The 11,200-nt window shown below is 29.9% G+C and carries 12 protein-coding genes; all 12 read right to left on the reverse strand.

Annotation, left to right across the window (positions count from 1 at the left end):
- Positions 1–48: 48 nt before the first annotated feature.
- Entirely contained in the window at positions 49–984 is a 936-nt protein-coding gene (locus BMY82_RS08500; RefSeq protein ID WP_091976128.1) for a transketolase family protein, read from the reverse strand.
- Positions 977–1,825 (reverse strand): transketolase, encoded by an 849-nt coding sequence (locus tag BMY82_RS08505; RefSeq protein ID WP_091976129.1) that lies wholly within the window; start codon positions 1,823–1,825, stop codon positions 977–979. The genes BMY82_RS08500 and BMY82_RS08505 overlap by 8 nt, the downstream gene beginning before the upstream one ends.
- Positions 1,826–2,046: 221 nt before the next feature.
- Complete coding sequence (locus BMY82_RS08510; protein ID WP_091976130.1) at positions 2,047–3,408, reverse strand: PTS ascorbate transporter subunit IIC; 1,362 nt, start codon at positions 3,406–3,408, stop codon at positions 2,047–2,049.
- 165 nt (positions 3,409–3,573) lie between these two features.
- Positions 3,574–3,855: a PTS sugar transporter subunit IIB gene (locus tag BMY82_RS08515; protein ID WP_091976131.1), complete on the reverse strand. Its 282-nt coding sequence runs from the start codon at positions 3,853–3,855 to the stop codon at positions 3,574–3,576.
- 11 nt (positions 3,856–3,866) lie between these two features.
- Complete coding sequence (locus tag BMY82_RS08520; protein ID WP_091976132.1) at positions 3,867–4,304, reverse strand: PTS sugar transporter subunit IIA; 438 nt, start codon at positions 4,302–4,304, stop codon at positions 3,867–3,869.
- A gap of 15 nt (positions 4,305–4,319) precedes the next feature.
- Positions 4,320–6,233: a BglG family transcription antiterminator gene (locus BMY82_RS08525; protein ID WP_091976133.1), complete on the reverse strand. Its 1,914-nt coding sequence runs from the start codon at positions 6,231–6,233 to the stop codon at positions 4,320–4,322.
- Positions 6,234–6,689: 456 nt separating this feature from the next.
- Positions 6,690–7,610, reverse strand: coding sequence for an AraC family transcriptional regulator (locus tag BMY82_RS08530; protein ID WP_091976134.1), 921 nt, complete (start codon positions 7,608–7,610; stop codon positions 6,690–6,692).
- A gap of 204 nt (positions 7,611–7,814) precedes the next feature.
- Positions 7,815–8,573: an RNA-binding cell elongation regulator Jag/EloR gene (jag, locus tag BMY82_RS08535; protein ID WP_091976135.1), complete on the reverse strand. Its 759-nt coding sequence runs from the start codon at positions 8,571–8,573 to the stop codon at positions 7,815–7,817.
- 12 nt (positions 8,574–8,585) lie between these two features.
- Positions 8,586–9,284 (reverse strand): YidC/Oxa1 family membrane protein insertase, encoded by a 699-nt coding sequence (locus BMY82_RS08540; RefSeq protein WP_091976136.1) that lies wholly within the window; start codon positions 9,282–9,284, stop codon positions 8,586–8,588.
- Positions 9,285–9,329: 45 nt separating this feature from the next.
- Positions 9,330–9,551 (reverse strand): membrane protein insertion efficiency factor YidD, encoded by a 222-nt coding sequence (gene yidD, locus BMY82_RS08545; protein ID WP_330386709.1) that lies wholly within the window; start codon positions 9,549–9,551, stop codon positions 9,330–9,332.
- Positions 9,552–9,573: 22 nt separating this feature from the next.
- The gene (gene rnpA, locus BMY82_RS08550) at positions 9,574–9,939 is read right to left on the reverse strand and encodes a ribonuclease P protein component (RefSeq protein WP_091976138.1); all 366 of its coding nucleotides are present in this window, start codon (positions 9,937–9,939) and stop codon (positions 9,574–9,576) included.
- Between the two features lie 202 nt (positions 9,940–10,141).
- The gene (rpmH, locus tag BMY82_RS08555; protein WP_091976139.1) at positions 10,142–10,276 is read right to left on the reverse strand and encodes a 50S ribosomal protein L34; all 135 of its coding nucleotides are present in this window, start codon (positions 10,274–10,276) and stop codon (positions 10,142–10,144) included.
- Positions 10,277–11,200 lie beyond the last annotated feature (924 nt).

Raw genomic sequence — 11,200 nt, forward strand, 5'->3', positions numbered from 1 at the left:
AATAAAAAAAGAGATGATATCATCTCTTTTTTTATTAAAATTTGACAACTACAATTTTTCTACAGCTTCTATTATATCTTTGTCGGTCAATTTGTACTGTTGCATTAAATATTCTAGCTTTCCAACCTGTCCAAATTTCTCCCTTACACCTATTCTGTACATTTTTGTAGGCATTTTTTCTCCAAGAAGTTCTGCAATTGCTGAACCAAGACCATTATTTACATTATGATTTTCACAAGTTATAACTTTTTTAGTTTTAGATACTGATTTAAGAATTACTTCTTCATCTAGTGGCTTAATTCTATAACAATCTATTACATCAGCATCAATTCCTTTTTCTGAAAGCTCCTCAGCAGCTTTTATTGCCTCGTTTACCTCTATACCACAAGCAAGTATAGTTACATCTTTTCCTTCTCTTAAAAGCTTTGCCCCAGACTTAGAAAAATCCTCACCATCTTCATATATATCCTTAACTGCCTTTTTTCTAGCAGTTCTTATATATGTCAAAACATCTTTATTTTTAGCGTTTTTTAATATTTGTGAAAGTTCAACTGGATCACATACATCGTATATTTCTACACCTGGTATAGTTCTAATTATTCCCATATCCTCAAAAGTCATATGGGTTCCTCCATTGTGCTCTGCTGTTACTCCAGAATCCGACCCTACTAAACAACCTTTAAGCCCAGCATATGCCATTGATATAAATATTTGATCCATTGCTCTTCTGGCAAGAAACTGTCCAAATGAATGTATATAACAATATCCACCTGCAAGATTTATTCCAGCTGCAACACTTATCATATTTGCTTCCATTATTCCAAGATTTAAATAATTATCTCCCATTATTGACTTTAAAGAAGCCGTAGACATTGAACCACTTAAATCTGCTTCCAATGCAAATATATTTTTATCTTCTCCATAAAGTTCCTCTATTGTTTTTGCATAAGCTTTTCTCATTTCCATTCCTGAATAATTAGTCATTTAAAACACCTCTTTCTACCAAACTATCATGAAGTTTTTTCATTTCCTTATTTATTTCAGTCTTTGCTTCTTCGTCAAGTCTCATATGGTGATTTGATACCGTGTTCTCAATGTATTCTACTCCAGCTCCCTTGACTGTATCCAAAATTATAGCAGTAGGTCTGTCTTTATATTCTTTTGCTAACTTAAATCCATTCTTTATACTTTCAACATTATTACCTTCTACAGTTATTGGATTGAAACCAAATGAATCAAATTTCTTTTCCAAATCAAACATATTGCATATGTCTTTTGTATATCCATCTAACTGTTTCTTATTGTCATCTATAAGAACTACGAGATTATTAAGATTGTGATGAGCTATAAACATAAATGCCTCCCAGCATTGACCTTCATTAAGCTCTCCATCTCCTACAATACAATATACTCTATTATTCTTATTTTTAGTTTTTAGATAGTATGCAATCCCTGCCGCTGCAGATATACCTTGTCCAAGAGATCCTGTTGTCATATCTACGCCCTCGACCTTTTGTCTATCTGGGTGTGAAGGTAAATTGGTTCCGTTTTCATTTAGCGTGTTAAGCTTTTCCAATGGGAAAAAACCTGACAGAGCTAGTGTCGCATAATATGATGGACCCGCATGCCCCTTTGAAAGAACAAAATAATCTCTATTTTCATCCTTTGGATTTTCAGGATTATATTTCATTTCATCCCCATATAAAACTGCCATTGTTTCAACTATTGATAAAGCACCACCGTAATGACCATAACCCAATCTTCCTAATTCCTTTAGAGTATAATATCTAATTAAATCGGAAAAATCCCTTACATTTCTTTTCATAACAACCTCCTATTTATTTTTTTAATACATTAAATCTTCTCTATCTATAACATTTTGATTGATTTTTTAACTATAAATACGCTCACTATACTTACTCAAAATATTATTAAACTTGATTTTTCTATGTAAAAAGGCTGTATTAATACAGCCTCTCTACGTTGTTTTTGAAAGTTTTATTTCTATATTAGTAATTTAAAAAATTGGTTTAGTTAAATTGTTTTTTAAGCTGCTTTTTTCTTTTTTGCAAATACTGAATATAGTACTATTATTGCATATAATACTACTAATCCTCCTATTACTGCCATCTGTGCTCCGTGACTTGCAAGTGATCCGAAGAATATTCCACCTATTCCAAAGTCAGCATCTGAGAATGTTGAATTTGCAAATCCAAGGTTTCCAAGTACTGGCATCAAGAATATTGGAAGGAAACTGATAAGTATTCCCTGTACAAAAGCTCCTAATATACTGCCCTTTAATCCACCTTCTGCATTACCAAACACACCTGCTGTGGCTCCACAGAAGAAGTGAGGAACAACACCTGGAAGTATTACTACTGTTCCAAGAAGTCCCATAGCTATCATACTTACTATTCCTCCTACAAAGCTTGAGAAAAATCCTATTAATACTGCATTTGGTGCAAATGTGAATACTATTGGACAATCAAGTGCTGGAATTGCTTCTGGAACAAGCTTTTCTGATATACCTTTAAACGCTGGAACAATTTCATTAAGTATTAATCTAACTCCCTGTAATATGATGTATACTCCAGCTGCAAACTGCCCTGCTCTTGTAAGGGCAAAAATTATAAAGTTTCCTTCATCTGGATAGTTCTTTGCAACGTATGCTGGTCCAGCTGCTATTGCAACTATTACATATATTACCATCATTGTTAAGGCTATTGAAACTGTTGAATCTCTTAAAAAAGCTAATCCCTTTGGGAAGTTAACATCTTCAGTTGTAACAACTTTTTCTTTCTTTCCTCTTACAAGTTTTCCTATTGTACCTGCAAGCCAATATCCTACACCGCCAAAGTGACCTAAACCAACTGAGTCTCCACCAGTCATCTTTCTCATAAATGGCTGTAATATAAATGGAGATAAAGTCATTGTTGCCCCTAAAGCCAATGCACCTACTGCCACTAAAGATGCACCTTTAAATCCTGCTACTGAGAATATTACTGCATACATACAAGCCATATATAATGTATGATGACCTGTTAAGAAGATGTGTTTCATCTTAGAGAATCTTGCTATTACTATATTTACTGCCATACCGAAAAACATCACTAATGCTGTTGTTGTTCCAAACTGCTGTAAAGCCATAGAAACAATAGCTTCATTATTAGGTACAACTCCCTTTACATTAAATGCTGTTTCAAACATTCCGCCAAAAGGTTCTAATGATCCTGATACAACTCCTGCTCCTGCAGATAAAACTAAGAATCCAACAAATGTTTTAACTGTACCCTTTACTGTGTCGGCACCCGATTTTTTTTGTGTTAAAAGTCCGACTAAAGCGATTAAAGAAACCAAAAATGCTGGAGTCTTCGCAATATCGACTAAAACGCCTATTACTCCGTTCATAATTTCCTCCTTATTTTTTATATAAAATTTTTAAAAATCAAATCGAATAATTTCTTCCATCATTTTGTATATGTAATTATGTATTCATATTGTATTAAACAGACTATATGAATACATAATTATCCTATTATTTTTTTCATATAGTCTATTTTTACTGTATAATCACTATAAAAGGTTTAATTCTTTACAAGTTTCTGTAACTTTTTCCTTAAGTTCATTCATATCTATTATGCTATTTAAAACAACAATCTTTGAATTTAAATTAACTCCTTCTGCAACATCCTTTGCCATAAAGAACACATCTGCTGCACCATCAACAGCACTACTTACATCTGAATGCTCAACTGTTACACCTGTTACTCCTAACTCTTTTAAAACCTTTTCAATATTCATCTGAACCATAAAACTTGACCCTAACCCTGAACCGCAAATTGTTAAAAACTTCATTTTATTACCTCCTAATTATTAAATATATTTAGTATTTCTTCCTTTGTTCTTGCACTCTTCAATGCATCTACCTTTTCATCATCTATTAATATTTCTGAAAGTGAACTTAATATGTTTAAATGACTGCTATTATCTTCAGCTGCCAAAACTATAAATATTGATATTGGATGATCTTTTAAATCAAGAAGATCTACTTGATTTTCTACTTTTAAAATAGATACTCCCTTTTTATTGACTCCATTTTCAGGTCTTGAATGAGGTACAGCTACATTTTTACCAAAATCGAAAAAAGGTCCCATTTCTTCTGCTACCTCTATCATAGACTCCACATATCTATCAGTTATACTTCCATTATTAAGTAATGGTTGTGCACAAGTTCTAATTGCCTCTTTCCAGCCCAGTTGTTTATCCGTTATTTGTATCGTTTCTTCTGTAAATATATTAGACACCTAAATTCCTCCTTGCTAATCGTTAAATACTTCTAAAAATTCATTCATGTTTTTTGATTTCAGTGCCCGATTTATTTTTTCTTCATCACTCATAAAATCCCCCAGTTTATAGTAAAAATCCTCTATTTCTTCTGAGTTTTCTCCTTCTTTTATATTTAGAAGAATTACAAGACTTATTTTTTTATCATTCCATTTTATTGCTTTGTCTAGTATTGCTACTGTAATGAAAGTCTCATCTGTCATTGGGTTCATTGGATGAGGCATGGCAACTGAATTATCAAAAGCTGTAGAAGACAACTTTTCTCTTTCCATAATGGATTCATATAGATTTCCATGTATGTTCTTTTTATTTATTATTTCTTTTGAAAGATTATCTATAAGTTTTTCATAATTATTTGTTTTTACTTTAAAGAAAAATAAATCTTCCGAAAAGAAACTATTCATTTTATTTTCTGCTAAGACATTGGATATATGTGGTCTTATATTAATAATATCTTCCTTATTAAGAAATAGTCCTACTTCTATAATTGGTGTTTTTGTTTCCTTGGAAAGTGGAACTGATGTAATTATAAGATCATATTGATCCAAATCTGCTTCATTTGCACTAATGTAATCACAAGTTTCAAGCTTATTTACATATTGTTCAAATTCTCTTAAAAACCTATATTTCATCATATTTGCAGTGCCTACACCTGAACCACATATTATTAATATATTCTTTTTATTTTTTTCTTCATTTATCCTACTTATAGCTACACTTAAATGAAGTGCTATATATCCTATTTCATCTTCTGATATCTCTACACCGTATTTTTTATTGATTACACAAGCTGCTTTTGCTGCTGCATCAAAAGCAAATACATCTTTTTTAATCTCTTCTAAAACAGGATTATTTAGTACTAATCCATATTGAATTCTATCTATAAGTGGTGTAATGTGAAGTCCTAAAGAAATTCTAAGATCTAAATCCCCTGTCAAATCAATTCCCATTTCATCTTTTACAATACTCAACATCTCTATTGTAATGTTTTCTGCTTCTGATGGGATACTCTTTGCATTTGTATCTCTGCTTATCTTTTTCCCTAGAAGGTGGATAGATATGTATGCTATCTCTTCTTCAGGAAAATCTACACTAAACAATTCTGAAAGTTTTTTGGTAATTTCACATGCTATAAGATACTCATTCTTACTTTTTAATCTTATTAGTTCTCCCTTTTCTACACTCATCCCATCTCCAGACTGTATTCTTCTCACAGCTATATAGAGGTGAATTATAAGATTTTTAAAGGCTGTTTCTGAAATTTCATATTCATAGTTTAAAAATGTATTTATTACAACCCCTTTTATATCTTTCAAAATTTTACTATTTTCATTATCCTTTATATCAAAATAATTTTCATCTTTAAAAATATTTTCATAAAGACAATTTGCTATAGCTAATCTTTTGTTTAATTCACTTCCCTCTACTATAATTCCTGAATATGGTTTGCTTTCAATAGAAAGACTATATTTCGATAAGTGCATTTTCACAATTTTTAAATCTTTATTGAATTGGGATCTACTTATCAATAACTCCTCACATATATCATCTACCTTCACATAGTCACTATTAAACAATAAAATTCTCATTATATATTCAAGCCTAAATTGAGGATTATTAAAATTTTCTTTTTCAAACGCATATTTATGCCAATCCGTTTTTATAAAAGATTCAAAACATTCCTTATCATATACCTCGAATATGCATCCTTTTCCTGCAGTAGTAACTATTGAAGCTCCATGATCTGAAAGTATAACATTAAGAGCTTTTATTTCATCTCTTACCGTCCTTGAACTACAGTCTAAAATACTGCTTATTTCTCCTGATGTGTGAAAGGTCATGTCATTGGTAAGTATATCAAATATTTTTTTTATCCTTGTTTCGTACATTCTAACCTTCCCTTTCTCATATACATCATAGCTATATTTTAATATTAATATCTATATACATCCATACATACATTTTCCACTATTAATATAATCTAAAGTGGAAAACTATATCATTATTATTTTTATTATTCAAAATGGATATTTTTCAACTTAATTATAAATATTTATAGCTATAATTATAGTATTAGTTTATTTTTAATTAAAAAATTTATTGTATAGTATTTTCTGTCTATTCTAATATATATCCTTGTAAGTTATTCTTCAAAAGTTATTTTTGAAATAAAAACATCTATATTATCAATTCATAATATAACAACTATTATTTATTCGTATAAAAAAAGAGCCATAAAGGCTCTTCGCAAGTATATAAAAAATTTTGGCGTTATATCTTTTTATAGTTTATTATATTTATCTCTACAATTATGATTATACTGTGGTTTTGTATACAATAATATACTATTTCTGCCCATTTTTATTATTATTCTGCCATTTTCTTCTATACTCCATAGGCGTACAATTCATAAATTCTTTAAATATCTTGCCAAAATAACTGCTGCTTCCCAGGCCACATTTGTATCCTATTTCTGCTATCGATATCCTACTAGTAGCTAATAGTTCACATGCCTTTTGTATTCTATAATTTCTAATATATTCTTGAGGACTCGTATTTAAGTTTTCTCTAAATAATCTATAACAGTTTCTATTACTTATAAAAAATTTTTCAGATATGTCTGATACACTTATTTTTTCACTGTAATGTTCATGTATATAAACCATTATTCCCTTTATTCTTTCTGCATTTTTATCCCTAATATTATTTATATTTATTTCCTCTTCTTTAAGTTCTAGTAAGTCACACCATATCTCAGAAAGTGTATTTTTCAACTTAATTTCATAAAATTTTTCATCTATATCTATGTTAAAAGATTTTTTTATTTTTTCGATAATCTCTTTTTCTCCTTCAAGTTTGGGTGATAATTTTATTACATTTACAGATGAAGATGAAAGAGGAGTTATATATTTTCTATATATATCACTTCCCTGTCTACCCCCTATTAATACATTATTAAATATATGTATTCTTTGATTTGTCGCTTCATCTCCACCGTTTGCACGAGTTTTATGAAGTACATTTGTGTTTATAAATCCTGCTGTTCCCTTTGGAAAGGCTATTTTCCCCTGAGTTGTATAATATAGTACTTCTCCACTTTCAACATAAAACAATTCTACTTCATTGTGCCAATGCCAGGGAACTATTTTTTCTCTATATTTATCTAGCTCTACGAAAATGGATATTAATGGAAATTCATATCTTATATCTTCTAAAAGCTGTTCTTTATTATCATTTTTAAACTCTATATATCTAAAATTTTCCATTTTTATCCCTTCCTTTCATCTATATTATACTATATTACTATTTAATAGAAAATTTAGGCTATATTATACTATATTTATAAAAATTTTACTATAATTTATTAAAACTATATATAATAAAACTACTCTATATAATGATAGTGCTTTTAATTTTTTATCATTTTTACACAAAAAAGATGCCCGCAATAATGCGAGCATCTTTGTATTTTACTTTTTGTATTCAATTACTACCCTTCTATATGGATCTGTACCTTCACTATATGTGATTACATATCTATCATTTTGAAGTGCTGAATGTATTATTCTTCTTTCATAAGGGTTCATGTAATCCAACTTCTTTGTTCTTCTAGTTCTTGCTACTTCTCTAGCTGCCTTATAGCAATATCTCTTTAAAGATTCTTCTCTCTTGCTTCTATAGTTTTCAATATCTACAAAAACTCTTGTGTGAGAGTGCTTATTGACTCTATTAAGAGCAAGTCCTGTTAAGAACTGTATAGCATCTAGTGTGTCGCCTCTTCTACCTATTAGGCAGCTAGCTTCATCACCCTTTATTCTTATCTTTATAAGATTATCTTCTAGTTTAACATCTACCTCTGCATTAACATCGGCATTTTTTAGAAGTTCCTCTATAAATTCTTTTGCTATTCTTATTTCATCTTCAGTTGTTACGTTTACTTCTTCTTTATCTCTATCTTCGTCTTCTTTGACTTCGTTGTTTTCAATTTCATTATTCTCAACTGTTTTTATTTTTTCAACTTCAACAGTTTCCATTTCTAATTCAGATTTTTCTTTTACTAATTCGTATTTTAATTCAAATACTCCATCTTTTGCTCCGATTCCTAAGAATCCTCTGCTTGGCTTTTCCTTTACTGTTACCTGAATACTTTCCTTATCTGCATTTGTAGATTTTAGTAGTTGTTCAACAGCTTCATCTGAATTTTTTGCGTAAAATATTTTTGATTCCACTATTTGTGCCTCCTACTTTTTAGTTGCTTTTTTTCCACTCTGCTTTGCTTCTTTTTCTGCATCCAGTCTAGCCTTTAAAGGCTTAGTAATTACATAATACTGGAACACTGAGAATAAGTTACTTACAGTCCAGTATAATGCAAGTGCTGCTGGGAATATGAATCCCCAATAAAATGACATACCTGCCATTAACCAAGTCATCATTTTCATAGATCCCTGTAACTGATCCTTTGGAGTCATTACCTTTTGCATGAAGAAAGCACTTAAACCTGATAAAGCTGCTAGAACATAGTCTGGCTTAATCAGAGACTTAATCCATAAGAAGTTTCCATTTGCAGCTAAAAATGCTGCCTTGTCTGGGAAAACTCCATGAGCAATTGGGTCTTTAAATACATAGAATAGACCAAATAGTATTGGCATCTGTATTAATAATGGTAAACATCCTGCCATAGGATTTATTTCCATTTCCTTGTATAGCTTTGCTATCTCTGCATTCTGCTTTTCAGGCTTATCTTTGTATTTTACCTGAATCTCTTTAATCTTTGGGTTAATTTCAGACATGGCAAATGTTGACTTAGTCTGCTTAACTGTAAGTGGTGTAAGCAACATCTTTACTATTACTGTAAATATTATTACTGATAGACCATAACTATGAGTAAATTCAAATATCCACTTTAGTACCATTCCTAAAAAATCTGCTATAGCTCCCATCAAATCCTCCTAATAACATAGTATCTCAACTTTTGAGATGACCTTCTACTTTAACGGGTCGTAACCTCCTGGGTGAAAAGGGTGACATCTACTAATTCTTCTTACTGTCAACCACAATCCCTTAAGAAAGCCGTATTTCTTAAATGCCTGTATAGAATACTGCGAACATGTAGGATAAAACCTGCATGTAGGGCCTTTTAGTGGAGAAATGTATTTTTGATATCCTCTAACAAGAAATACACATCCATCAGCTAATTTTCTGCCCATTTTTTTTAAAAGTTTCATGCTATCACCTCTTTGGCTTCTTGTCCACCTTAACTGCGTTCGCTTTTCTGCTAATATACTTAATAGACTTCTCAATATCTTTGTATTCCGCATTCTGACTATTTATTCTAGCGATAAAAACTATATCCAAACCTGGTTTTACATTTTCATCTATATTTAGTCTGTAAGCTTCCTTTATGTATCTTCTTATTTTATTTCTTACATTAGCCTTGCCTACTTTTTTAGAAATTGAAATACCGATTCTAGATCTATCCTTACCATTTTTCATGGTGTATATAACCAGATTTCTATCAGCAAAGGATTTACCCTTTTGATAAACCCTTCTGAAGTCTGAATCTTTTTTGATTCCATCGGTGTTATTAAAATGCATAACAACCTCCATTAATTTCTATTGCCTTCCTCATGTAGTGCCGTAAAACTTTATAATCTACTTATTTCAATATGTTTACCAAATTCAATAAATTTTTTTTAGGACACTTTTAGGAAGCATTACTACTAATGATTTTATAAAAAAAACCACTCATTACAAGTGGCTTTTCATTATCATTAATTAAGCACAGGTAATTAACCTATTAGTGAGTTAATCTCTTTCTTCCCTTAGCTCTTCTTCTCTTTAAAACATTTCTTCCGTTAGAAGTCTTCATTCTCTTTCTGAAGCCATGTTCTCTTTTTCTCTGTCTTTTCTTTGGCTGATAAGTTCTTTTCATCTTCTAATACTCCTTTCATAATTCTTATTGTAAACATAACAATATAATTATAATGACTTTTACTATAAAAGTCAATTGATTTTTGTATTTTATAGTGTTTTCACAAGCTTTAGAGCTACTTTTTTGCCTACAGCTAATTCTGTATATAAAAATGCTAGTTTTTGCAGTGAAAGGCACTTAATAAATTATTTTAAGCAAGATATATAAATTAAATAATCATCTTTATATAAAACCTTCTAAATATCATTTTGCCTATTTTAATTACTCAGACAAATTTTCAAATAAAAAATTTATCTGAGAGATTTTATTTAAACTTTCATTTATCTCTACTATATACTACAAATATCCTGCTGTGGATAAAATATATTTTTAAATCCCTTTAGGGAAAATTTTTACGATTTTTTCCACTCTAAAAACTATATTTCAATATAATAACATAATTTTGTCCACTTGTGGAAAAAATTACTGTATTTTTTATAAATATCCATAGCTTTTTATATTTTTACAGTAATCTTGTCTGTTTTTAGCAATTTTTCCTATAGATTTATCCACCATAAGAATCCATTTTTAACTTTTTTTAGATATTTTAGAAAAGCTGTGGTTAATTTTGTCCACTTTTTTGTTAGTAAAGTGTGTTATCATTGAATTATAGCTATTTTTCATGTGGACATTTTATGGCTATCTTGTGCATAAAAATATTATCTATTTTGATCCTATATATTCTTTATTTTATATTATAAAATTTCGCTTAAGCGAAAATTTTTAGTTTAAAAAACAGTATTTTAAAGGTTTTTCTACATAAAAAGACTGTTTTTCTGTATTTTTCTATAAATAATTAATCCACAAGTGTGACAAAAACACCGTAAAAAACAATAAAAAATAGATTTTTTTAAAAATTTTTTTTATCGATATACAGAAAAAAAA

Source organism: Peptostreptococcus russellii (assembly GCF_900110295.1).
GTDB lineage: Bacteria > Bacillota > Clostridia > Peptostreptococcales > Peptostreptococcaceae > Peptostreptococcus > Peptostreptococcus russellii_A.

Coding starts and splice junctions, on each gene's coding strand:
- BMY82_RS08500 (WP_091976128.1), bottom strand. CDS start 984: ATGACTAATTATTCAGGAATGGAAATGAGAAAAGCTTATGCAAAAACA.
- BMY82_RS08510 (WP_091976130.1), bottom strand. CDS start 3,408: ATGAACGGAGTAATAGGCGTTTTAGTCGATATTGCGAAGACTCCAGCA.
- BMY82_RS08530 (WP_091976134.1), bottom strand. CDS start 7,610: ATGGAAAATTTTAGATATATAGAGTTTAAAAATGATAATAAAGAACAG.
- BMY82_RS08505 (WP_091976129.1), bottom strand. CDS start 1,825: ATGAAAAGAAATGTAAGGGATTTTTCCGATTTAATTAGATATTATACT.
- rpmH (WP_091976139.1), bottom strand. CDS start 10,276: ATGAAAAGAACTTATCAGCCAAAGAAAAGACAGAGAAAAAGAGAACAT.
- rnpA (WP_091976138.1), bottom strand. CDS start 9,939: ATGCATTTTAATAACACCGATGGAATCAAAAAAGATTCAGACTTCAGA.
- BMY82_RS08525 (WP_091976133.1), bottom strand. CDS start 6,233: ATGTACGAAACAAGGATAAAAAAAATATTTGATATACTTACCAATGAC.
- yidD (WP_330386709.1), bottom strand. CDS start 9,551: ATGGGCAGAAAATTAGCTGATGGATGTGTATTTCTTGTTAGAGGATAT.
- BMY82_RS08515 (WP_091976131.1), bottom strand. CDS start 3,855: ATGAAGTTTTTAACAATTTGCGGTTCAGGGTTAGGGTCAAGTTTTATG.
- BMY82_RS08540 (WP_091976136.1), bottom strand. CDS start 9,284: ATGGGAGCTATAGCAGATTTTTTAGGAATGGTACTAAAGTGGATATTT.